This is a genomic window from Agriterribacter humi (assembly GCF_009192765.1).
Taxonomy (GTDB): Bacteria; Bacteroidota; Bacteroidia; order Chitinophagales; family Chitinophagaceae; genus Agriterribacter; species Agriterribacter humi.
The window spans coordinates 413188-436399 of sequence record NZ_VOHQ01000001.1; the positions used below are offsets into that span (position 1 = coordinate 413188).

At 41.4% G+C, this 23212-nt stretch carries 20 protein-coding genes; 13 read left to right on the forward strand and 7 right to left on the reverse strand.

The window, feature by feature from the left end; genetic code table 11:
* The first annotated feature begins 345 nt into the window (after positions 1-345).
* The 7 genes from FRX45_RS01595 to FRX45_RS01625 all read left to right on the forward strand — a co-directional run bounded on the left by FRX45_RS01595 (position 346) and on the right by FRX45_RS01625 (position 7295).
* A complete protein-coding gene (locus FRX45_RS01595) occupies positions 346-1089 on the forward strand; it encodes an electron transfer flavoprotein subunit beta/FixA family protein (protein WP_152266636.1) in 744 nt (247 codons plus the stop codon).
* A gap of 47 nt (positions 1090-1136) precedes the next feature.
* Complete coding sequence (locus FRX45_RS01600) at positions 1137-2105, forward strand: electron transfer flavoprotein subunit alpha/FixB family protein (protein ID WP_152266637.1); 969 nt, start codon at positions 1137-1139, stop codon at positions 2103-2105.
* 113 nt (positions 2106-2218) lie between these two features.
* On the forward strand, positions 2219-2815 hold the full coding sequence (locus FRX45_RS01605; RefSeq protein WP_152266638.1) for a bifunctional nuclease family protein: 597 nt from the start codon (positions 2219-2221) through the stop codon (positions 2813-2815).
* A gap of 30 nt (positions 2816-2845) precedes the next feature.
* A complete protein-coding gene (ispE, locus tag FRX45_RS01610) occupies positions 2846-3676 on the forward strand; it encodes a 4-(cytidine 5'-diphospho)-2-C-methyl-D-erythritol kinase (protein ID WP_152266639.1) in 831 nt (276 codons plus the stop codon).
* Between the two features lie 347 nt (positions 3677-4023).
* Positions 4024-5256, forward strand: coding sequence for an ornithine--oxo-acid transaminase (rocD, locus tag FRX45_RS01615; RefSeq protein WP_152266640.1), 1233 nt, complete (start codon positions 4024-4026; stop codon positions 5254-5256).
* 48 nt (positions 5257-5304) lie between these two features.
* The gene (locus FRX45_RS01620) at positions 5305-6720 is read left to right on the forward strand and encodes an FAD-binding oxidoreductase (RefSeq protein ID WP_152266641.1); all 1416 of its coding nucleotides are present in this window, start codon (positions 5305-5307) and stop codon (positions 6718-6720) included.
* On the forward strand, positions 6720-7295 hold the full coding sequence (locus tag FRX45_RS01625; RefSeq protein WP_152266642.1) for a hypothetical protein: 576 nt from the start codon (positions 6720-6722) through the stop codon (positions 7293-7295). The genes FRX45_RS01620 and FRX45_RS01625 overlap by 1 nt, the downstream gene beginning before the upstream one ends.
* Positions 7296-7518: 223 nt before the next feature.
* On the opposite strand, the gene FRX45_RS01630 is transcribed toward FRX45_RS01625, so the two are convergent.
* On the reverse strand, positions 7519-8094 hold the full coding sequence (locus FRX45_RS01630) for a DUF417 family protein (RefSeq protein WP_152266643.1): 576 nt from the start codon (positions 8092-8094) through the stop codon (positions 7519-7521).
* A 202-nt stretch (positions 8095-8296) separates the two neighbouring features.
* Here FRX45_RS01630 and FRX45_RS01635 point away from each other — a divergent pair, with 202 nt between their 5' ends.
* On the forward strand, positions 8297-8665 hold the full coding sequence (locus FRX45_RS01635; protein WP_152266644.1) for a transmembrane 220 family protein: 369 nt from the start codon (positions 8297-8299) through the stop codon (positions 8663-8665).
* Between the two features lie 53 nt (positions 8666-8718).
* Here FRX45_RS01635 and FRX45_RS01640 read toward each other — a convergent pair whose 3' ends face one another.
* Positions 8719-12090, reverse strand: coding sequence for a ThuA domain-containing protein (locus tag FRX45_RS01640; RefSeq protein WP_152266645.1), 3372 nt, complete (start codon positions 12088-12090; stop codon positions 8719-8721).
* Positions 12091-12531: 441 nt separating this feature from the next.
* Here FRX45_RS01640 and FRX45_RS01645 point away from each other — a divergent pair, with 441 nt between their 5' ends.
* Positions 12532-12984, forward strand: a complete 453-nt coding sequence (locus FRX45_RS01645; protein WP_152266646.1) for an SRPBCC domain-containing protein — start codon at positions 12532-12534, stop codon at positions 12982-12984.
* Positions 12985-13067: 83 nt separating this feature from the next.
* Positions 13068-15215 carry a polysaccharide lyase 8 family protein gene (locus FRX45_RS01650; protein ID WP_152266647.1) on the forward strand — a complete coding sequence of 716 codons (2148 nt, stop codon included), beginning with the start codon at positions 13068-13070 and terminating at the stop codon, positions 15213-15215.
* A gap of 68 nt (positions 15216-15283) precedes the next feature.
* Here FRX45_RS01650 and FRX45_RS01655 read toward each other — a convergent pair whose 3' ends face one another.
* The 3 genes from FRX45_RS01655 to FRX45_RS01665 all read right to left on the reverse strand — a co-directional run bounded on the left by FRX45_RS01655 (position 15284) and on the right by FRX45_RS01665 (position 18278).
* Entirely contained in the window at positions 15284-16012 is a 729-nt protein-coding gene (locus tag FRX45_RS01655; protein WP_152266648.1) for a shikimate dehydrogenase family protein, read from the reverse strand.
* Positions 16009-16782: a phosphosulfolactate synthase gene (locus tag FRX45_RS01660; protein WP_152266649.1), complete on the reverse strand. Its 774-nt coding sequence runs from the start codon at positions 16780-16782 to the stop codon at positions 16009-16011. Before FRX45_RS01660 ends, FRX45_RS01655 begins: the two co-directional genes overlap by 4 nt.
* Before the next feature lie 74 nt (positions 16783-16856).
* Positions 16857-18278, reverse strand: a complete 1422-nt coding sequence (locus FRX45_RS01665) for a tetratricopeptide repeat protein (protein ID WP_152266650.1) — start codon at positions 18276-18278, stop codon at positions 16857-16859.
* A 147-nt stretch (positions 18279-18425) separates the two neighbouring features.
* Here FRX45_RS01665 and FRX45_RS01670 point away from each other — a divergent pair, with 147 nt between their 5' ends.
* Together FRX45_RS01670 and FRX45_RS01675 are read left to right on the forward strand one after the other, a co-directional pair.
* Positions 18426-18818: a hypothetical protein gene (locus tag FRX45_RS01670; protein WP_152266651.1), complete on the forward strand. Its 393-nt coding sequence runs from the start codon at positions 18426-18428 to the stop codon at positions 18816-18818.
* A gap of 284 nt (positions 18819-19102) precedes the next feature.
* Positions 19103-20479: a 3-keto-disaccharide hydrolase gene (locus FRX45_RS01675; protein ID WP_152266652.1), complete on the forward strand. Its 1377-nt coding sequence runs from the start codon at positions 19103-19105 to the stop codon at positions 20477-20479.
* Between the two features lie 122 nt (positions 20480-20601).
* Here FRX45_RS01675 and FRX45_RS01680 read toward each other — a convergent pair whose 3' ends face one another.
* Complete coding sequence (locus tag FRX45_RS01680; RefSeq protein ID WP_152266653.1) at positions 20602-21240, reverse strand: Pr6Pr family membrane protein; 639 nt, start codon at positions 21238-21240, stop codon at positions 20602-20604.
* Positions 21241-21411: 171 nt separating this feature from the next.
* Here FRX45_RS01680 and FRX45_RS01685 point away from each other — a divergent pair, with 171 nt between their 5' ends.
* Positions 21412-22566, forward strand: a complete 1155-nt coding sequence (locus FRX45_RS01685) for an alpha/beta hydrolase family protein (protein WP_152266654.1) — start codon at positions 21412-21414, stop codon at positions 22564-22566.
* Positions 22567-22649: 83 nt separating this feature from the next.
* Here FRX45_RS01685 and dcd read toward each other — a convergent pair whose 3' ends face one another.
* Complete coding sequence (gene dcd, locus FRX45_RS01690) at positions 22650-23186, reverse strand: dCTP deaminase (RefSeq protein WP_152266655.1); 537 nt, start codon at positions 23184-23186, stop codon at positions 22650-22652.
* Positions 23187-23212 lie beyond the last annotated feature (26 nt).

A 23212-nucleotide genomic window follows, 5' to 3' on the forward strand; every position in this document is an offset into this window, starting at 1 on the left:
GGAATTAATTTGACCTAGTTTTTTTATTTACCATTTAAAGAATAATAAACAGTATTCATTCCCAGACACTCCAATTACAATCTATCCCTCAAGTTTAGAAGCCTCCAAATTGATATAGTATAAACCAGCAGTCTATATAATTTTTTGCCAGAGTTCTTCGAACTTTGGCAAAAAACAATTTCCAAAATTCTTCCGGAATCATAAATCACTTGCTATATTTGTAACATACAAATGGTTGCATAAACAACTTTATTGGCGTGTGTAACCTTCGTTCAATGCTCACTATGCTTATTTAAGTTTCAGGTACTGCCAACTGACCAAGCTATAATTTAAAATGGACAACAGATGAAAATACTTGTTTGTATTAGCAAATCTCCCGACACTACAGCAAAAATCGCTTTCACCGATAACAATACCAAATTCGCTACTGCCGGTGTACAATGGATCATAAACCCTTATGACGAGTGGTATGCCCTGGTGAGAGCTATTGAACTCAAAGAAAAAGACAGTTCTGTTGTGCTGCATCTTGTAACCGTGGCAGGCGCAGATACAGAACCTGTTATCCGCAAAGCCCTGGCATTAGGAGGCGATGAAGCCATTCGTGTAAACGCCGACAGCCAGGATAGCTTTTATATTGCCTCACAAATAGCCGAAATAGCCCGGCAAGGCGGTTACGATCTTGTGTTTACTGGTAAAGAAACCATTGATTACAACGGATCCTCTGTTGGAGGCATGGTAGCAGAATTACTCAGTTTACCCTATGTTGCCCAGGCAACCCATTTTGAATTAAATGGAAATACAGCAACTATTACCCGTGAAATTGAAGGAGGTGAGGAAGTATGCGAAGCAAATACCCCTGTGGTGGTAAGTTGCCAAAAGGGGATGGCTGAAGCAAGAATCCCGAACATGCGGGGTATTATGGCTGCCAGAACCAAACCGCTAAAAGTAGTGGAGCCGGTAGCTGCAGATAGCTTAACCAGCATCGTAAATTTTGAGTTGCCCCCGGCAAAAGCAGGCGTAAAACTCATTCCTGCAGATGATCCGGGTGAACTGATAAGGTTACTGCACGAAGAAGCGAAAGTGATTTAAGCACCTCCACCCTACCAAATTTCAAATTTAAAATCTCAAATTTACGTATGTCAGTACTCATATTTATCGATCAATCGGAAGGACATATAAAGAAAGCATCCCTTGAAGCACTTTGCTACGGTTCAAAACTGGCCGAACAAATAGGAATGCAGGCGGAAGGTATTGTTTTAGGTTCCGTGCAGGATGATCTGCCGGCTTTGGGTCAATATGGTGTAAAAAAAATACATCATGTATCCGACCCTCAATTGGATCATCTGGATGCGCAGGTATTTACAAATGTAATTGCACAGGCAGTTCAGGCAACAGGCGCCAAAATAATCGTATTCGCCAATAATGCAGATGGCAAAACAATTGCCCCACGTTTATCGGCCCGCCTAAAAGCAGCCCTGGTAGCAGGTGCAATAGCTCTTCCCGACGCTGCTAATGGATTTGTTGTAAAAAAATCGGTGTTTTCAGGAAAAGCGTTTGCCAATATTGCTTTGAATACTGAGATCAAGATCATTGCCTTAAATGCCAATTCATTTCCTGCAGCAGCTTCGGGAAATGCAAAAGCTGAAATTATTCCATTTAAGGCAACCATAGATGCAACCAAAGTAAAGGTTATTTCAACCAATATGGTGAAAGGTGAAGTGCCTTTGAGTGAAGCAGAAGTTGTAGTGAGCGGAGGACGAGGCTTAAAAGGCCCTGAAAACTGGGGTATGATTGAGGAGTTGGCTAAACTCCTGGGAGCTGCTACCGCATGCAGTCGCCCGGTTGCTGATACACACTGGCGCCCGCATCATGAACATGTCGGGCAAACAGGATTAGCGATAGCGCCCAATTTATATATTGCCATTGGCATTTCGGGCGCCATACAGCATTTGGCGGGTGTAAACAGGAGTAAAACAATTGTTGTTATTAATAAAGACCCCGAAGCACCCTTTTTTAAAGCCGCGGATTATGGAATTGTTGGTGATGCTTTTGAAGTAGTGCCCAAAATAATAGAAGAAGTTAAAAAGCTAAAAGGCGTAGCATGAGAAAACACGTTCCTTTACACCAAACCGCCCCGATTTAAAACGGGACGGTTTTTTATTTAATGCCTGCCCGGCATTACCCGTTTTACAAAATTCTTGTACATTCGCAACAGATTATGAAGAAAATAGAACTGGAAATAGTAGCACTATCGCACAGTATTACTCAGACACATTCATATGCCGTTGTACTAGGCGAAACAAACGGGTTGAGGCGCCTGCCCATTGTAATTGGCGGGTTTGAAGCCCAGGCCATTGCTGTAGCTTTGGAAAGAATGCAACCCAGCAGGCCGCTAACGCACGACCTGATGAAAAACTTCATGATGGCATTTAATGTAGAACTTCATGAAATTATCATCAGCGATCTGCAGGAAGGCATATTTTATTCGAAACTTTTATGCAGCAATGAGCACGATACCGTTGAAATAGATTCCCGTACTTCCGATGCGTTGGCTTTAGCGGTTCGTTTTGGATGCCCTATTTATACTTATGAACATATCCTGGAAAGTGCGGGCATACTAATGGAAGATTCAGGTAAGAAGAAAAAGCCGGAGGAAGAGCAACAATTAGTGAGAGAAACAGGTTCAAAAGACGACCTGAAAGCTATGTCGTTAGACGAGCTCAACCAGTTATTGGGGGAAGTGCTTGAACAGGAAGATTACCTCAGGGCAATTGCTATCCGCGACGAGATCAACCACAGGAAGAAGAAATATTAATGGGCATATCCTTATCAAATTATAATCTCCGTGGTTCTTTTTTCCAATTGCAAAATAAATATAGGGCTTAATATCATCTTAAAAAGAGCGGACAGCTATCACGATATAGAAACCGTTTTTTATCCCATGCACTGGTATGACGCAGTTGAAATAGTGCCGCTTCCCGATAATAACGCGCTGTCTGCATCCTTACATTTCACACAATCGGGTCTTCTCATCCCCGGCAAAGAAGCCGATAATATCTGTTTGAAAGCATACAAGATACTAAAAAAGGATTTTCCGGGAATCCCCCCCGTTAATATGCATCTGCATAAAACAATTCCTGCTGGTGCGGGCCTGGGTGGGGGATCTGCCAATGGCGCATTTACTTTGCTGCTGATCAATAAAAAATTCAATCTCAACCTTTCGTCTGAACAACTGATCCAATATGCGTTGCAATTGGGCAGCGACTGCCCTTTTTTTATTAATAATCAGCCCTGTTATGCAATGGAACGCGGAGAAAAAATGGAAATGCTAGCACTCAACCTTTCTTCGCATTCTTTTCTGATTGTGTACCCCGCAATCCATATCAACACCGCATGGGCATTTTCCCGGGTCACACCTGCCCGTTCGCCAAAGCCGGTTAAAACGATTGTTCAGCAGCCTGTTGAAACATGGAAAGATGAGTTGGTAAATGATTTTGAACTACCTGTATTCAGTCAATACCCGCAAATAGCGCAGATAAAAAAATCACTTTATGATAATGGCGCTTTATACGCATCTCTGTCGGGAAGCGGGTCATCGGTATATGGCATATTCAGCAAAAACAAAGTACCTGATCTGAAGTGGGATAAAAATTATACGCAGAAAATAATACAGTAGGCCGGGAATAAAGGCAGGTTGTTTCAGGTTGCAGGTATCAGGGGGCATCCGGGTACTTGTACCTTTGTCCTTGCAACTTGTGACCTGTACCCTGCACCTCTCTACCTTAAACTTCCAAACCCTAAACTTCCAAACTATTTGTATCTTGCACCACAATTTATTGCTATCATAACACGTGCATACATATTATCCTTTCTTGATCGTAATCTCGACTTTCTCGATCATCAATAGCTTTCATACTGTACTGCTCGGTTAACAACCCAGTTGCTAACTGTATTCTGTACGTTTGCTGCAAATTTTTCAATTATTCATTTTAATTGTTTTAAAAATCTTAAAGCAATATTATTATGTCAGCTACTATATCACTCACTGAAAAAACGACTTATTATATAACTCTTGAAGAAAAGTATGGCGCTCATAATTATCATCCCATTCCTGTAGTGCTTAACAGGGGAAAAGGCGTATTTGTTTGGGATGTTGATGATAAGCGTTATTATGATTTCTTAAGTGGGTATTCAGCAGTTAACCAGGGCCATTGCCACCCGCGGATCATTAATGCGCTTATATCCCAGGCGCAGCAACTCACACTTACTTCAAGGGCATTTCATAACAATATACTAGGGGAATTTGAAGCATTCATTACAGCATATTTTGGTTACGATAAAGTATTACCCATGAATACGGGTGTTGAAGCCGTGGAAACAGCGCTCAAACTTTGCAGGCGATGGGGGTATAAAGTAAAAGGCATACCCGAAAATAAGGCGAAGATCATTGTTTGCGCTCATAATTTTCATGGGCGAACCCTCTCTGTTATTTCTTTCAGCACCGACACCTCATCAACAAAGCAGTTTGGTCCATTTACACCTGGTTTTGAAATTATTCCTTACAATAACCTTGCAGCGCTCGACACTGCTTTGCAGGATAAAAACGTTGCAGGCTTTTTGGTTGAACCCATACAGGGCGAGGCCGGAGTAGCAGTTCCGGATGAGGGTTATCTTAAAAAAGCAAAAGAACTTTGTGCAGAAAATAACGTATTATTCATTGCCGATGAAATTCAAACAGGGCTATGCCGCACGGGTAAATTGTTGTGCTGCGATCATGATGGCGTTACCCCCGATATATTATTATTGGGAAAAGCATTAAGCGGAGGCGCATTACCTGTAAGCGCGGTATTGGCTAACGATGAAATTATGCTTACCATACAACCTGGTGAACATGGCTCTACCTATGGAGGGAATCCGCTTGCATGCAAAGTAGCCATAGAAGCGCTGTTGGTTTTAAAAGAAGAAAAAATGGCTGAAAACGCTGAACAAATGGGCATCTTACTGCGAACAGCTTTGAAAAAAATCAATTCACCGCATATTCATACCATTCGTGGCAAAGGCTTATTAAATGCTATTGTTATTCAGCACACCGATGCTGACGCAGCATGGAGGCTTTGCATGGAGTTAAAAGAAAATGGTTTACTGGCTAAACCCACTCACGGAGATAAAATAAGATTTGCTCCGCCCTTAGTGATCACAGCAGAACAAATAAAAGAATGTGCCGGCATTATAGAAAAAAGCCTTGCTGTTTTTTAACAAGGAAAGTGAAAGCGATTCCCGATTTTTACAGGAAATATAGCATAGATGGGCATTTCTACAGAAAAAGGTCTTATTACACAACAACATATCAACCTGTTTACATCAATTGTTGGCAATGATTATGTATTGCTCGATGAAGAATCAAGAATTCATTACGGGCACGATGAAACAGAGGAGTTATCGTTCCTACCTGAAATAATATTATTGCCGCACAGCTCTTCCGAAATAAGCGAAATTTTAAAAATATGCAATGAAGCGTTGATCCCGGTAACGCCAAGGGGGGCCGGAACGGGTTTAAGCGGTGGCGCGCTGCCTCATCTCGGGGGTGTACTGATCTCTACCGAAAGAATGAACAACATCCTGCAAATTGATGAAAGCAATCTGCAGGTTATTACCGAGCCCGGTGTGATCACCGAAGTGTTGCAGGATGCGGTTAAAGCTAAAGGATTATTTTATCCTCCCGACCCGAGCAGTCGCGGCTCCTGCTTTATAGGAGGAAACATAGCTGAAAACAGTGGCGGCCCCAAAGCGGTGAAATATGGAGTGGTAAAAGACTATGTGCTCAATCTTGAAATCGTATTGCCCAATGGTGATATTATATGGACGGGAGCCAATGTGCTGAAAAATGTTACGGGTTATAATCTTACCCAATTAATAGTAGGTAGTGAAGGAACACTGGCTATCGTAACTAAAATAGTACTAAAGCTGATTCCCCTTCCCAGATATGATTTGCTGATGCTGGCGCCTTTTCGTTCGCTCGAAAAAGCAGGCGAGGCCGTAAGCGCTATATTCAGGGCAGGCTTTACGCCCAGCGCGCTGGAACTGGTTGAAATAGATGCCTTGCTGATTGTAAGCAGTATGACGGAGGGTTCGGCTATCCCCATAACAACAGATACGGAAGCACACCTTATTATTGAAGTAGACGGTAATCACATCGAAACGCTGATGGCAGAAATGGAAGCAATTAGTGAACTTTTAACAAGTTATGATTGCGGAGAGATTTATTTTGCAGACGATGAACAGCAAAAAGCCACCTTATGGAAACTTCGCAGGCGGGTGGCGGAAGCGGTAAAAGTAAAGGGCTATACTATTGAAGAAGATACGGTAGTGCCGCGTGCTGCTTTGCCCGCTCTTATAAGAGGCGTAAAAACATTAGGCAAAAAGCACAATTTCCAAGCTGTGTGTTACGGACATGCGGGCGATGGCAACCTGCATATCCGCATAAAAAAAGAAGGCACGGCGAACAGTATGAATGAACCTGCTATGGTTGAAAGTTTACGTGTATTGTTTGAGCTGGTAAAAAGCTTAGGAGGCACCATTAGTGGCGAACACGGTATTGGACTGGTGCAGAAAGGGTACATGGATATTGTAATGAATGAAACACAGTTACAACTTATGCGTGGAATTAAAAAAGTATTCGATCCCAATAATATTTTAAATGCGGGTAAAATTTTTGACTGATGAAAAAAATAATATTCTTACTATTGTTTGCCGCTACAGCAACGACTCAAACCGCTTATTCACAGGATGAGCCTGAAGAAACGGCACCAAAAGGATTCGACAAATCAAAATTGTTTTTTGGTGGTAATTTTGGATTAGGATTTGGAAGCAATACTTCTTCGATAATCGTATCGCCCCAGGTGGGTTACAGATTTAATCCTTACCTGGCGGCAGGTGCAGGCGTTAATTTTAATTATTATAGCTACACAACCAATTGGAGTAACGGACTGGAAACAAAAACCAGATCGGGATATACAGGCTTAAATATTTTTGGCAGGGTATACCCCATTCCTTATATATTAATACAGGCACAACCCGAACTTAATTATAGCTGGGGTTCCATAAAATACTCTGATAACCGCTCCACTGAAAAATTAAAAGGTCAATTTATTCCTTCCTTATTAATAGGTGGTGGCGCCGCCATTCCTACAGGCGGAAACGGAGCCCTGCTGCTTATGCTTCAATATGATGTACTGCAGGAGTCACGTTCGCCTTATGGCAGCAAAGCATTCTTTACCATGGGCTACAATTTTTGAGATTGATACAGGTGCAGGTTACAAGGTCAGAGGCGAGAAGACCGCATTTCCTTCGAATTTTGTTCCACACATGCGGGATCATCTTCGGAATTGAGGTTTGAAATTTATCCACCCCGGCGGACAAGCTTGCCTGCCGCAGGCAGGTTTGGTTCTTGTGATTTGTCGCCTGGTTCTTCGCATTCCCACGGATTTAACATTTTTCGCCCTTATATTATTGAATCAATCAGGCTACACTTGGCGATCTCCTTTTTAAATGAACCTTTGCCGCCTGCGCCATGGTTACTACACTCGCTCCCAGCATAATCACATCCTTTATTACCAGCCTGCCTGCGCCGCTTAAATAAGGAAACCCATGCTCTGTATCGCCCAGCGCAGGCACCCATGTTTCAGGAGTAGTTATTAAAAACGAAAGCGTTATCAACGACATTCCAAAGCACAAAAAACTACCTACAGCCGAAACGCCGGGAAACACAGGATAGAGTGCAATAAGCAATCCTATCAACACAATTACAGAACCTAATCCGTAAGAAAACAAATAGGTATTATTTTCTTTATGCCATTCTATATTTGCCGGTTTATATTCTCCCTCTTTGTTCATATGCTTTTTATATTCCGGGGCATCATATTTATAAAAAAAGTTCATCGTGGGGCTGTTGGCCACAAACGGTACAATACCTGCTGCCTCGTACCTGAAAGCCTTTAACCCTCCAATCCATAACAACACAATTACCAATCCCAATCTTGAAAGCTGTATTCCTGCATTCTGCAGCCCCGCAGCATAATTAAAAAGTTTGTTCATAATAGGTTCGATATTTGCGAAATGCAAAACTGGTTATTATATAGCTTCCGTCAAATAGACAAAAGACACCAAAGGATGGACAAATCTCCCTTATTACATTATTCCAACTTAGATAAACCTTGTTTTCGGGAAGGAAACAAGGTTATCGCATTATGAATCCTCACTTTTTACCTGTTGTGCTCATTTTTTTTAATATTGTGCTATGAAACTCTTTAATATTATCTTCTGTATTCTATTTGTTATTTCGGCCGCATTGCAATACAACGACCCCGACCCCTGGCTGTGGATGCCCATATACCTGTATGGCGCAGTATTGTGCTGGTTGGCTTTTCGCGGAAAGTACTACCCGCGTGCCTGTCTCCTGGGAGTAGGAGCTTATGTACTATATGGGCTATATAAATTGTTTGAAAGAGATGGCGCCTGGGACTGGCTAACAAAACATGATGCAGAGAATATTGCAGCAGCCATGAAAGCCGAAACGCCATGGATAGAAGACACAAGGGAATTTTTTGGGTTGATTATACTTGCAGGAGTGCTTGCTATCAATTACCTGCATGCAAAAAAAAGGTAAAAAGCAGGACCTAATATCCTGCTTTTCACTCACCACTCACTATTCACTACTCACTACTTCGCCGTCAATTCCAGCAGCCCCACTCCTATGGTGCTGTCATCATTTTTATCTTTTGGCCGGCTAAGTATATAGAGATTTTGTTTTTTGAGATCAGTAATTGTCTCAAAGCTAAATTTAAGTTTGGTCATTTTTTGTTTGTCTTTAACTGAAGCAGCGTCAAGCGTTCCTTCCGATATCTTTTTGCCATCCGGTGCGTCCAGCCTTAATTCAAATATATATCCGGTCTTTGGTGCATCTTTATCGTTCTGCCATGCTACCAACAGCTCCGCGCCATTTACACCATGCAGGTCTATGCTGTCAATTCTAAACCAGCCTTGTTTATCACTGGGTACTACCATAAATCTCATCCCGCCGGCATTAACCGTACTGTATGCATCCATATTCGTTACTCCACCAAAAGTTAGCTTGCTGCTGCGCAATGCAAAAGCCGCTTCTCCCGAAAGGGGTTTTATTGAAGCACCGCCTTTATCAGTGTAAGTGGCAGAAATGTAAAGGGCTTCATTTTCTTTTACCGTTTTAACAGGAATTGATCCCTTTTCAGGCAATGATTTTTTAGTAGTGGCCGGGTTTGCCAGTGAAAGCACCCATTGCACAATTTGTTTTGCATCGTCCTCTGGCAGGTTGGGATGCGCCGCCATGGCTACTTCACCCCATGCGCCACTACCGCCTTTAATAATTTTAGTTGTGAGATAAGTTACCGCGTCTCCATTTTTATGATAGCGTTTTGCCACTTCGGTGAAGGATGGCCCGATGGATTTTTCATCTGTTTTATGACAGGTTTTACAATCTAACGAAAGCATAATACTTCTTCCGCTTACTGTTGCCGCAGCCATTTGATGTCCCTGGGGTATTGCTGCTTTATCAGCGCCTTCTAAGTAGTCGGCTGTAACGTAAAGATTATCTGCGTCAATAGCGCTTCCCTCCTCCTTATCATTAACTGTAACGGTATAGTTTACAGGTTTACCCGGGAAGTAAAAAGACTGGTTGCCCGTAATTTGTACAGTTATCTCCGGCGCCGTGTTGCCCGCATATACATTTATTGTATTGCTTTTTGAAACAGCGCCTTTTTTATCTTTCACTTCCACCGATAGCATATAATCGCCGGGTTTATCCAATACAAGCTCCGCATCAGGAGACTGGGTTTCTTTCGTTTGCCCGCTTCCGGTAGTCCATGTATAGGTCATGGCATCATTTTCAGGATCTGTTGCATCAACTGTAGCTTTAAGAGTTAAAGGCAGGGCTCCGGAAGTTTTATCCACCTTAATTGCAGCTATTTTGGGCGGACGGTTGCCGCCATTATAATCAATTCGGCTGAGTCCTGCATCTTCATTTTTCGCAAACCACCCGGTTCCGTATTCGAGAATGTATAACTTACCATCAGGTCCCAGTTCAATGTCAATCGCATTGTGCAACTTAGTATGTTCCATAAAAGGTTCCATCTTGTCAAAGTCGCCGTTTGGCAGCATGGTTACAGCTTTCATCCATCCTCTTATCCAGTCGTAAATAAACAATTTACCATCGTAATAGTCAGGCAATCTTGTTTTAGCAGGCCACATATCTGTATAATATACCGGCCCTGCCATGGCATTGCGGCCACCCGTTCCAACCTGTGGGAAATCGGCTGAGGCGGCATACGGATACCAGATAAAAGGCGGAGCTACAGCAGGCAATTCTTTTAAGCCTGTATTGTTACGCGATTCATTCAAAGGCTTTTCCGCATCAAATGCTTCACCGGAAGTTCCTGTCGCATAATCGTAACGGTTATAAGCGTAATTTTTCCCTACAAATAAGGGCCATCCAAAATAACCTGCCTTGCGTGCCTGGTTGAGTTCATCATAACCGCGTGGTCCTCTCACGCCAAAGCTGTCTGTGCTGGCGTCCGGACCTACTTCGCCCCAATACAGGAAACTATTCTTCTGATCTACGGAAATACGGTAAGGATTGCGATTGCCCATTACATATATTTCAGGCCGGGTTTTACTGGTTCCTTTGGCAAACAAATTCCCATCAGGAATTTCGTATGTACCATCCTCTTTCACTCTGATGCGGAGTATTTTTCCCCTCAGGTCATTGGTATTGCCCGAACTCCTCCTGGCATCGTATTGCTCATGTCCCGGACGATCATCCAATGGGCCATATCCCTGGTTAGTATAGGTTTGATTGGGCTCATTAAAAGGTGTGGAATTATCACCTGCAGACACATACAATAATCCATCTGGTCCAAACGCGATAGAGCCGCCGGTATGGCAGCAGATTTCTCTCTGCGAATAAAACTGCAGGATCACCTGTTCTGTTTTTACGTCAAGCGTATCGTTTTCAAATTTAAACCGGGAAAGGCGGTTTACTGAAGTATCAGCAGGACTGTAAAAAATATATACCCAATGATTTTTGCTAAAATCGGGATCTTTACTAATGCCTAAAACGCCTTCCTCGGCATTTGCACCGGCGGTGCTTGTTTTAAAGTATGCATTTAAAAAACCAACCTGCTTCAGTTGTTTGGTTTCATTTTTATACAACATGATCTCCCCTCTGCGTTGTGTAACAAGTATATCAAAATTGGGAAGAATGGTCATTTCGGTGGGCTCAAAAAAACCACCCTGAATTAAAGGTGTTTTGGTAAACCTGTCTTCATCAGGAGGATATTGTGAAATTACCCCGCTATAGTCTAACTTCTCATTGCCACCAATTGCGTATTGAATGCCTCCCAGGATGTGCTGTAAATACAGGGGATCACTGTACGACTCATCCGTATGTCCCAGTTCCGTATAAAACGCTCTTCCCCCGTCATATTCGTGGTACCAGGCCATGGGATGATTGTCTCCATTTTTCCCGCCTTCATAGCTTTTTTCATCAATAGCAATAAGCACATGAACATCCTTATTGAGCTTTTTAAAATTATACCATTCATCTTTTCTTGTCCATACATCCGGCAAATGTTTGGTTGATGCATGGCTTTTGTCTTTGACAATTAATTTAGCTTCCTGCTGACGGGGATGACTTTCGAAATTAGCACCTGCCAGCCGGGCATACCAGCCCCAATCATACTCTGCATCAGTAGCGGCATGTATTCCCATATAGCCTCCGCCCGCCTGTATGTATCGTTCCAGTGCAATGCGCTGAACCGTATTGAATAAAGGGCCTGTGGTATTTAAAAAAACAATCGCGGAATATTTACGCAGGGTGTCTTCCACAAACATATTGGCGTCAGATGTGGTATCTGTCTCAAAATCATTTTCAGCACCCAGTTTCTGAATGGCGGAAACGCCTGCGGGTATAGACTGATGATGAAATCCTGCCGTTTTGGTAAACACCAGTACGCGTGGTTTACCACTGCGTTTGTTACAGGCCAACAAAAAAAAGAGCATAGTGCAACATAAAAGGAGCGGGAAGTTTTTCTTCATTGTGGAATCGTTGAAACGTTTTTTTAAGAAGGATAAATGTAAGTTCATTTCGTCAAATAACATTATTCATCCGGAAAAATGTTAGGGATTTATCATAGATTGATGCCGGTGCAGGAACTGCAATACAATTATTTAATGCCTGCCCATTTTTGTTAAAAGGTAGTTATTGAAACAGGCTTTAACAACAATTACCGGCATACGCAGCCGTATCACCAAGGGTAGTTCGCCTCACCTGCTGATTGCAGGTTTCACCTTTGGTATTATAATTGCGCATCTGCGCCATAAAGTAAACTTCTAAAATTCATTTACTTCATCACCGGGTTGTATTTATGATGGCTTAAAGAAAGTTCAGCTAACTTTAATCAACAAAACTATAAAACACATTACTGACCAAATATCGTAAAAATGAGTACTCCCTTAATTGTAAAAAGCAGCGTCGCTATCAATGCCACTCCTGAAAGGGTTTGGGATGCGTTGATCAATCCTGAGCAAACGAAAAAATATATGTTTGGCTGCGAAACTGTTTCCGACTGGGAACCCGGAAGTGCCTTATTGTGGAAAGGTAATTACGAAGGCAAAGAAATGGTTTTTGTAAAAGGTAATATTGTAAACATTGAGCCGGAAAAATTGCTGGCTTATACAACCATGGATCCTAACTCAGAAATTCCCGATATTCCTGAAAATTATCTCACAGTAACCTACACACTATCATCACAAAACGAACAAACTGTTTTAACCGTAACCCAGGGCGATTATGCAACAGTGGGTGATGGCGAAAAAAGATACAGGGAGTCAGCAGACGGTGGCAGCTGGGACCCTATATTGGTTCAAATCAAAAAGCTGTTGGAAACAGAATGATTTGTTTGTAAATACAGGAATCATCCGGGCTCAATGCATATTTTTTTGCAGGATATCCAATTTGCCTGTCCCAATTTAACCCAATGAAAAAAATAACAGCATTGTTGCCCATTAAATATAAAACATTGTGGTTTTTGATAGCAGTTTCTCTACACTCTGTCAGCGGCTTCGGCCAATCGTACCTGTTTGATACTATCATGAACAGGGTAAATGCAGATCTCCACATTGTAAGCTCCATTGCTGGGTTGGATCGTTTAGTAGCCACCCACAGGTCCACGCTTATTAATAATGACAGTGCATGGTCGGATCTTGATTATATTAATGAAAATGGCGGACATTTAAGCCGCATAAAGATTTTTGCCATAGCTTATACGGCACCCAAAAGCAGCTATTTTAATGACGGGTCACTGCAATCCGTTATTTTAAAGACCTTATCCTACTGGAATGGTCTTAATTATATGGCCAAAAACTGGTGGTACAACGGCATATCATATCCGCAGCTTATTGGACAAATACTGATTATTATGCGCCATGCAGCAAAGCCATTCCCTCCTTCCCTGGAAATGGATTTGATAAAAAAAATGGTTATCGGAGATCCTTTTAAGTATCATGGCGCAAATAAAACGGATATTGCCCTGCACTTTTTATATCGTGCATGCCTTACACAAAATAAGACATTACTGGATACTGCCGTTGATCAGTCTTTTGCTCCTTTACGATTAAAAAATCAGCCGGAAGGTTTGCAATATGATTATTCAAACCTGGAGCATGGAAATCAGTTGCAGATATCCAGTTACGGATCGGTTTTTTTATCTGATGTACTCAGGATTGCTGCTTATCTTCTGGGAACGCCTTATGCCTTGCAAAACAATAAGCTAAATATACTTTCCGGGTATTACAGGAATACATATTTGCGCACGATCCGGGGGAGTTTTATTGATTTTAATACAGAAGGGCGCGGCCTCAGCCGCCCGGATATTCTTAAAAAAACAGATGAAATTGTACGCCTGCAAAAAGCCATATTATTAGACTCTGTACACAGCGATGCATGGAATGCTGCAATTGCCCGAACCAGGGGGCTGCAACCACCTTCTTATAATGTAACTTCCACCCACACCCATTTTTGGAGAGGCGATTATGATATTCATCAGCGACCGGCTTATTCATTTAATATACGTACGGTTTCTACACGTACTATAAGAACAGAAAGAGGGAACAATGAAAATATCCTCGGCAAATTTTTGCCGGATGGCTCTACAAATATTCAACGTCGCGGAAGTGAATATTATAATATAATGCCCCTGTGGGAATGGGATAAATTGCCAGGAGTTACAAACCGGGATTACGATTCGGATGAAGGCGCAACCATACAAAAAGAATGGGGGATTAAAGGTACTACAAACTTTGCCGGTGGTGTATCCGATAGCGCATATGGCGCGACCGCCTATACATTGAATTATGACAGTGTAACTGCTAAGAAGGCGTGGTTCTTTTTTGATGATGAAGTGGTATGCCTCGGTGCAGGTATCGGCAGTACAATGCCCGAAAACATTACTACTACTATTAACCAGTGCTGGCTGAACGGCAAGGTAACCGTAGCTGAAAGATCGGGCAATGCAACAACATTACAAGATAACAGCTCATCGCAATACAACAATCCCCGATGGATACTGCATGACAGCATAGGCTATTTTTTCCCGGCTGGTGGAAATATACAAATAAGCAATGCCATACAAACAGGCAACTGGCATAAAATAAACCATCGCAATTCAAAAGATGAAATATCAGGTAATGTATTTAAACTCTGGTTTAATCATGGAGCACAGTCTGCTTCCGGCAGCTATGCCTATATCGTGGTTCCGGGAATTGAAAGTAAAACCAAAATGCAGGCTTATTCTTTGGCGGATATTCATATAATAAGGAACTCAGATTCTATCCAGGCGGTCAGGCATTCAAAATTAGATATGCTCCAGTGTGTATTTTACAAAGCATCTGCATTAACCACTTCTGATCTCAGCATTGCAGTTGACAAACCCTGCATCGTATATTTGAAACACATAAGTAACAAAAAGGGAACATCCTTATATATTGCAGACCCTACGCAACAATACAACAATATAACAGTTAAAATAAAATTACCCGGCACAAAAAAAGTAAAAGAATTAACATGTTTCCTTCCACAGTTGAATTATGCAGGCTCCACTGCTTCGATTATGATTGAAAATGAATAGTCCGGTGTAAATGGATGCAACACAACGCGTTGAAAAATGAAAATACAATCTTTAAACAGGATGGATTTCTATGCATTCCATAATTTCCAACTGGCTTCGGCCTGTGCAATCAGCATATCGTGCCCGTTTTGTATTGCTGCGCCACGCTCCTCTCCTTTTTTCAGGAATAATGTTTTCCCGGGATTATAAATTAAATCGAAAAGAAAGTGCTGATTTCCTATGGCTTCATAAGGTATATCAGGACACTTTTCTGTATCGGGAAAAGTGCCTGCCGGAGATGCATTAATTATCAGCAAATGGCTTTTAACAATATCCGCGTTGAGCGTTTCATAAGTAATTACACCCTGCTTTGCAGTACGGCTTACAAATGTATATCCTATACCCAATTGCTGCAATACATATTCAACTGCCTTCGAAGCGCCGCCGGTGCCAAGTATTAAAGCTTTGGTATGATATGGCTGCAGTTGTTGCAGCAACGATTGTTTAAACCCTGTTGTATCCGTATTAAACCCTGTAAGCTTGCCATTTCTTATCCGGATAGAGTTACATGCACCAATCTGCTGAACATCGGGGGATAATTCATGAAGAAAGGGAATAACTTTTTCTTTATAAGGAATGGTTACGCACAAGCCGAGCAATAAAGGATTATTTTGCAATACTGCAGGAAGCAATTCAATGTTTTCTATAGGAAAATTCTCAAACCGGCAGTTCAATTGCTCTTTTTCAAACTTTTGTGTAAAATATTTTTTTGAAAAAGAATGTCCCAGCGGATAACCAATCAATCCATACCATTTCATTCCACATCATCTTTATTTAAAAACAAATGAAAAGTATCTCCCCGCAACCCAACACGCATTGATTCAAGCGGTATTACTTCTGAAGGAGCTATATTCCCCAGGTTAGCATTACAACCCAACAACTCAATAAAGTATAATTGCTGTGCTTTTTGCGGGGCTTCCCAAATAATTTTTTCTTCCGGTATTTGTGTCAGTATTTCCTGTACAAGGCCTTCCCGCACTTCGCCCGTACCCCTGTAAATACCTACATTTCCAGCCTCCCGTGCTTCAGCAATTACATAAGTTGAACCTGCATTCAGCTCTGTCTTCATTAATTCAATCCATTTATACGGAGGAATAATATGTTCCGCATCCTTGCTTCCCACTTCACTAAACACAACACCATATTTGGTGAGTTTTTCAATATAGCCGCATTTTTCGGCATGCGGGATCGTAATGGAGCCATCGCTCACCTCCATATAAGAGATGTTGTATTCTTTGAGGGTATTGATGTAATCCTGGAACTGGTTGCGAATCAAAAAAGCTTCAAACAAGGTACCCCCAAAATATACAGGCAAATCGTACGACTGGTATACTTCAATTTTTTCTCGGAGTTGAGGCGTAACAAATGAGGTTCCAAAACCCAGCTTAACAATATCAACATAAGGATGAGCAACACTTAAAAAATTTTTTGACTCTTCAATACTTAAGCCTTTGTCCATTACCATTGTGATACCTGAACGACGCGGTTTACTTTTTCGTTCGGGTATCTGACTTAAATTAAAATTCATGAAAGATGAGATGTTTTAAAGAATGCGCAAAAATAAGGAAGATTCTGCTTCCTTATGCATGTATATATTCCACCTCAGAAAGAACGTTTTCTTTTGTAATAGGCGATAAGATCAACTACCTGCTGGTTTTGAAGTATAATGGGATTCAACTCTATAAACTTCTTAAGTAGTCGTGGCGCCTGTTCCATAGCAGTTTGCAGAAGCAACAGCCCTTCTTTACTTTTCCCCATTGCAAACAAAACAGCGCTTTTGTAAAACAGGAACAAAGGTTTATCCCCGGCAACCTGCTGCGCATTGTCAACCTGTTCTATCGCTTCGTCCAGGAAATCTTCTTTGTATAAACACCGTATAAGCGCTTCCCACCCGCCAATTCCACGGGGCTTCGCCTTTACAACATTGGAAAAGTGTATAATCGCATCCTTTATATTACCAAGTTCCATCAAACATTCGCCCATAGCTAAATTATATTCGGGTTGCATGCGATGTATGCGCATAGCCGACTCCAGGTATTGCACCGCTTTATTCAACGACATCTCATTAATATAGGTACATGCAATTTTATAATACAACTTACTGTCATCGCTATTGAGATGCGAAGCTTTTTTATAATAGAACCTTGCCTGTGCATACTGCTTAAGCCTGTCGTAACAATGGCCAATTGCTTCGTAAATCACATCTTCCGGCCGCGCAAGTTCAATTACCTTTTCCAACGATTCAATAGCATCGCGATACTTTCTTAACCTGATGTATGCATCAGCCATATTTCTGTATGCATAATCAAACTTTTCGTTGATTACAAGGGCATACTTATACGCGTCAATTGATTTTTCAAATAATTTCAGGCCCTGGTAAGCCGCGCCAAGATTAAACCATGCCAGTTCATTATAAGGGAATTCATTAATAATATGCTGATGTAAACGGATGCTTTCTTCGCTCCTGCCCGTAAAATCTGTCCAGAAACATATTTTATACAACGCTTCTTCATTATTGGGCTCGTATTCCAATATATGTACCAGGCAGTCAAATACTTTGTCGAATTCTTCGTAATCATCATATACATCTGCCAGTTCAAACAACAGGTTTATCCGGTTCTCACCTTCAAACGAGTGGATAGCTTCTTCCAAAAGCCCAACAGCCTTTTCATGCTGGTCTAACGCGAGAAAAACATCGGTTTTAAGAATGTAAATATCAATATCGGAGCTATCGAGTATCTCAGCCCTTTCTAATATTTCAAGGGCTTCATTGTATTTCCGGGTAACGATGAGCAAATCGGCTTTTTTAACCATTAAAGATGCAGAATAAGGAAATTGTCCAACTCCCAGCTCAACGGCTTCAAGCGCCCGGGCGATTTCATCTTTATCATCAAAATAATCTATAATTTTTTCAAAAGACTCTTCTTCCAGGAAGCCATGGCTTTGACCCGCGCGGAGATTTTCAAATTGCCTTAGTAAATCTCTCATCTCATCTCTGTCGTTTCGATAAGGATTGTCCTGCATTGTTGTGTAAGTTAGTGAAAGTTAAGCCTTTATTCAGAAAAAATCTTTTTTTGTAACTTTTTTATCAGATAAACGTTAAATAACATGTAAAATTTATGATGAATGGTATTGGAAATACTGAATATAAATCATTATTTTTGCTGAACAATGAAATCAAACAAAAACATACATTCAAGGATTGTTAAAAATAGCCTGATATTGGTGGCTATGTTTGCAATTGCGCAGTATGTATTTGCGGTGAGTGGAATCAGGTTGAGTTCAGGAGAAAAAGATAAAAATAAAGAAGCACATCGTTCGTCCGGTGTATTTTCTGATCTGAAATCTACCATTACCTTTTCAATAAAAGATAATTATACTTTTAACGATAAAAATTGGAAAACAGCAAATTACAAATCGTCTTCCGAGCAAACCAAATTACCAAATTCCATTATTTCGTATAAAAAAGGCAATATGGTATACATATTACCCTATAAGCCGCAAGGTGGCCTTAAATTACCTGATTTTATTCGCATGAAACCTTGTGAATCGTTGTCACGTTAACCATTCACTATTGCTTTTTTATATATCCCCACTGTTTCTTCAGCGTTTTTCCAATAGTCTTTCATTAGTTTTTATATGTAGTCATTGAAGGTGGGTATACTTATTCCAATGATATTTCATAATCCAGGGACATAACCTGGCGTGGTGTTGGCATTGCTCCTAACCCTTTTGCCATTGTGTTTTATTGAATCAGGTGAATGCGCTTTTAATTTGAATGATTGCTGTTTAAATGTTGAAAATAAGATATTATGAATATATTAGCGGAAATGTAAACCAGCTTGGATATGAAAAATGTATTTTTTTTCTCTGTATCTCTTCTTCTCTGTTTTAGCTCGCTTTCTGTTAACGCACAACAAACCAAATGGACAAAACTCTTTGACGGCAAAACACTTCAGGGTTGGAAACAGCTTGGCGGCAGTGCAAAGTATTCCGTTGAAAATGGCGTTATTGCAGGCGCAACTGTGGCATCTACGCCTAATAGTTTTCTAGTAACTGAAAAAGAATATGGCGATTTTATTTTAGAACTGGAAGTACTGATCCCGGATACGGTTACCAATTCCGGCATACAGATCAGGAGTCATTTTGACCCTGCCGCTAATGACGGAAAGGGCAGGGTATTTGGTTACCAGTATGAGCTTGATGCTTCCGCGCGGGCATGGACAGCCGGAATATATGATGAAGGCAGGCGGGGTTGGCTATATCCCCTGGATCTGAACCACGAGGCTCAAAAAGCATACAAACGGGGAAAATTTAATAAAGTAAAAGTAGAGTGCATTGGAAATACGATCAAAACATGGATCAATGGCGTACCCGCCAGTTACCTGGTAGACGATGCCGATGCCAGTGGGTTTATCGCCTTGCAGGTGCATAGCATTGGTAATAAACCCGAAGATGCCGGGAAAAAAATCCAGTGGAAAAACATCCGCATCCAAACCGGTGATCTTTCACCGGCACCCTTCCCTTCCACCGTTTTTGTAGTGAACAATGAACACAATACATTAACTGCATTCGAAAAAAGAAATGGGTGGAAGTTATTATTCGATGGTGTAAGTTCCAACGGATGGAGGGGCGCCAAAATAATGAGCTTCCCGGAAAAAGGATGGAAAATTGCAGACGGTAATATTACAGTACTATCTTCAAAAGGACAAGAATCTGCTAATGGCGGCGATATTGTAACTACAGATTTATATAGTGCTTTTGATTTTTCTTTTGAATTCAGACTTTCCTTTGGTGGAAACAGCGGAGTGAAATATTTTGTTACGCTTTCCGAAAATAATGTGGGTTCGGCACTTGGTTTAGAATACCAGGTGCTTGATGATAAAAATCATCCTGATGCCAAAATGGGTATAGCAGGTAACAGAACGCTTTCGTCCTTATATGATTTGATTCCCGCCAAAAAAACCGATCGTTTTGTGAAGCCCATAGGAGAATGGAATAAAGGAAGGATAATTGTATACCCTAATAATCATGTAGAACATTACCTGAACGGCGTAAAAGTATTGGAGTACGAAAGGGGATCACAGGCTTTTCGCGAACTGGTAGCCGGCAGTAAATTTAAAAACCGTCCTAATTTCGGTGAGGGAAAAGAAGGAAGGTTGTTATTGCAGGATCATGGCGATGAAGTAAGTTTCAGAAGCCTGAAGATCAGGGTATTAAAATAGCTTTTGTCCAGCCATGATCAGGTATTGCCTTGATGACCGCTGGCGAGTGGTTGGTTACAGCATTTGAATGCACCGATCTGCCAATGGCAGCAACTGATAACTGATCAAAGAAGCTTTTGAATTCAATCAGAAGCTTTTTTTGAAAGCTTACCAATACCTACCAGCAATACTGAAAAAAACAAAAATGCAATCAGCACAATGCCGCAGTTTAAAAACACCTTTCCATATCCCAGTTTAGTGACGTTTACAAAAGGATAAGGATAATAGCCTGCCACGGCTCCCCTCAACAGGATGATGATCAAATAGCATAACGGAAAGATCAGCCAGGGCAAAATCTGTTGCCATCGCAATGTTAATTTAGGTACAAATAAAAACCAGAACAATATAAAATAGGCAGGCATAACACTGTGCAGCAATTCATCAACAATCATTTGTAAACCTTGCGGCTCCCACAATGGACGTAAAATAAGCTGGTATACTATTCCCACCACAGCTATATACACAGCAACTGCACTTAATACGCCGGGACGCGAAAAAAAATTTCCTTTTTCAGAGCCGGGCTTAAATGCAAATACTGTAAAGCAAATTGCTACCAATATATTACAGAGTATAGTGAAGAAGGTAAAAAAACGTAAAAGGGTTTCGGGAACGGAAACGGTTCTGTTCACTATGATCAGGTATAATTGAAGGATCACTGCTGACCAGGCTACTATGGCACCAGTCGCTGAAAAAAAGCGAATTCCTGACGGCTTTGTATTCATTCTGGAATTTTTTATTGTTGAATTGACTAACCCGCAATTCCAAAGACATTTAATAAAAATAGGTTTTCCGGCAGAAAGTTTTCTATTTATTCTATTCCTTTCGGCAGTAAGAAAGAAAATCCTAAATTGTAGCTACTATTATCTGTATAAAGTACCTTTTCATTTTATATCATGAATAAAATACTGGCACTCGCCTGCTTTTGCTTGCTCTGTTCAGGCAATCTGACCGCCCAGGATGAATTGTGTAAAGGCGCTTATTTTACCGAAGCGCAGGGTAAAGCATTTTTAGAGGAGCATACGCCTGCTTCTTTAAACGACTGGCAGTACCGTGCAGAACAAATACGGGCACGCATACGCGAAGGCATGCAATTAGAAACATTGCCGGCTAAGCCCGTATCGGAACCCATCATTCACAGCAAAAAGATAATGGATGGTTATACAGTAGAAAATGTAGCGTTTGAAAGCTTGCCCGGTTTTTATGTTACAGGAAATTTATATCGTCCGCTCAGGCCTCAAAAATCCTACGCTGGTATTCTTTGCCCCCACGGACATGGCAGTAATCCCGAGGGGCGGTTTCGCGAACAAACCCAAAAACGATGTGCCACTTTGGCCCGCATGGGCGCCATAGTATTTGTATGGGATATGATCGGGCAGGGCGATTCAAAGCAATGTGAGCACAGCTTGAAAAAGGGATTGAAGCTGCAAACCATCAACAGTACAAGAGCATTGGATTTCCTGTTGTCTGTTCCCGGCGTTGATCCTGACCGGATCGGTATGACGGGTGAATCGGGCGGTGGTACGCAAACTTTTTTACTAACGGCGCTCGATCCGCGCATTAAAGTTTCGGTACCCTGTGTAATGGTATCTGCGCATTTCTTTGGCGGCTGCACTTGCGAAAGTGGTATGCCCATTCACAAGAAAGGCGATTTTCAAACCAATAACGTGGAGATAGCCGCATTAGCTGCTCCACGTCCCATGCTGCTAATTTCAGACGGTGATGACTGGACAAAAAATAATCCCACGGTGGAATACCCGTTTATGCAGAAAGTCTATCGTTTGTATAAAAAAGAAAACAATGTTGCATTGGTTCACCTGGCCAACGAAAAACATGATTACGGCCCATCCAAGCGAAAAGCCATGTACCCTTTTATGGCCAAACACCTTAAACTGAACCTGGAAGCTGTTACAGGCTCCAATGGAAATATTGATGAAACACCCGCAAAAGTATTGGATCAGAAAGAGCTGGAAGTTTTTAATGCAGCACACCCACGGCCAGCCAATGCAGTAATGGGTGATGAAGCAGTGATGAAACTATTAGACCAGTAAGACCAGTCTCATATTTATTGTTTGTGGTTTATTGTTTGAAGTTTGTACAAAGCTTGCAACTTGTGCCCTGCAACCTGTAACTATTAAAAACTGTTCTTCCACATCATACTTTCAACAGGTTTTTCAGGCTGACCGCTGTATTTGGCATTTTTTTTCTGGTTGTATTTTACTTCAATTTCACCATCCACCGGAAAATAGATCAATTGACCGATCGGCATACCTTTATAAATACGCACCGGCTGCTTAACGGATATTTCCAGCGTCCAGTTACCGCAAAAACCAACATCTCCCTTGCCGGCAGTGGCATGTATATCAATACCCAGGCGACCGGTAGAAGATTTGCCTTCCAGGAAAGGTACATGGGCATGGGTTTCTGTATACTCAAGCGTTGCACCCAGGTAAAAAATATGCGGGTACAATACAAACCCCTCATCAGGGATTTCAAAATATTCTATTTCGTTATGCTTCTTGGCATCTAATATATGTTCGCGGTACGTAGCCAGCCATTTACCCAGGTGCACATCGTAAGAGTTACTCCCCAAACATTCCCTGTCGTAAGGCACTAATTTAATAGTTCCTTTTTCTATTTCTTCGAGTATTCTTGTATCAGATAGTATCATTCCCTGATTTATTTGTTTATTTGTTT

Excerpts from the sequence above, each read along its gene's own strand:
- FRX45_RS01595 (WP_152266636.1), top strand. The coding sequence starts at position 346 with ATGAAAATACTTGTTTGTATTAGCAAATCTCCCGACACTACAGCAAAA.
- FRX45_RS01600 (WP_152266637.1), top strand. The coding sequence starts at position 1,137 with ATGTCAGTACTCATATTTATCGATCAATCGGAAGGACATATAAAGAAA.
- FRX45_RS01605 (WP_152266638.1), top strand. The coding sequence starts at position 2,219 with ATGAAGAAAATAGAACTGGAAATAGTAGCACTATCGCACAGTATTACT.
- rocD (WP_152266640.1), top strand. The coding sequence starts at position 4,024 with ATGTCAGCTACTATATCACTCACTGAAAAAACGACTTATTATATAACT.
- FRX45_RS01620 (WP_152266641.1), top strand. The coding sequence starts at position 5,305 with ATGGGCATTTCTACAGAAAAAGGTCTTATTACACAACAACATATCAAC.
- FRX45_RS01625 (WP_152266642.1), top strand. The coding sequence starts at position 6,720 with ATGAAAAAAATAATATTCTTACTATTGTTTGCCGCTACAGCAACGACT.
- FRX45_RS01630 (WP_152266643.1), bottom strand. The coding sequence starts at position 8,094 with ATGAACAAACTTTTTAATTATGCTGCGGGGCTGCAGAATGCAGGAATA.
- FRX45_RS01635 (WP_152266644.1), top strand. The coding sequence starts at position 8,297 with ATGAAACTCTTTAATATTATCTTCTGTATTCTATTTGTTATTTCGGCC.
- FRX45_RS01640 (WP_152266645.1), bottom strand. The coding sequence starts at position 12,090 with ATGCTCTTTTTTTTGTTGGCCTGTAACAAACGCAGTGGTAAACCACGC.
- FRX45_RS01645 (WP_152266646.1), top strand. The coding sequence starts at position 12,532 with ATGAGTACTCCCTTAATTGTAAAAAGCAGCGTCGCTATCAATGCCACT.
- FRX45_RS01650 (WP_152266647.1), top strand. The coding sequence starts at position 13,068 with ATGAAAAAAATAACAGCATTGTTGCCCATTAAATATAAAACATTGTGG.
- FRX45_RS01655 (WP_152266648.1), bottom strand. The coding sequence starts at position 16,012 with ATGAAATGGTATGGATTGATTGGTTATCCGCTGGGACATTCTTTTTCA.
- FRX45_RS01660 (WP_152266649.1), bottom strand. The coding sequence starts at position 16,782 with ATGAATTTTAATTTAAGTCAGATACCCGAACGAAAAAGTAAACCGCGT.
- FRX45_RS01665 (WP_152266650.1), bottom strand. The coding sequence starts at position 18,278 with ATGCAGGACAATCCTTATCGAAACGACAGAGATGAGATGAGAGATTTA.
- FRX45_RS01670 (WP_152266651.1), top strand. The coding sequence starts at position 18,426 with ATGAAATCAAACAAAAACATACATTCAAGGATTGTTAAAAATAGCCTG.
- FRX45_RS01675 (WP_152266652.1), top strand. The coding sequence starts at position 19,103 with ATGAAAAATGTATTTTTTTTCTCTGTATCTCTTCTTCTCTGTTTTAGC.
- FRX45_RS01680 (WP_152266653.1), bottom strand. The coding sequence starts at position 21,240 with ATGAATACAAAGCCGTCAGGAATTCGCTTTTTTTCAGCGACTGGTGCC.
- FRX45_RS01685 (WP_152266654.1), top strand. The coding sequence starts at position 21,412 with ATGAATAAAATACTGGCACTCGCCTGCTTTTGCTTGCTCTGTTCAGGC.
- dcd (WP_152266655.1), bottom strand. The coding sequence starts at position 23,186 with ATGATACTATCTGATACAAGAATACTCGAAGAAATAGAAAAAGGAACT.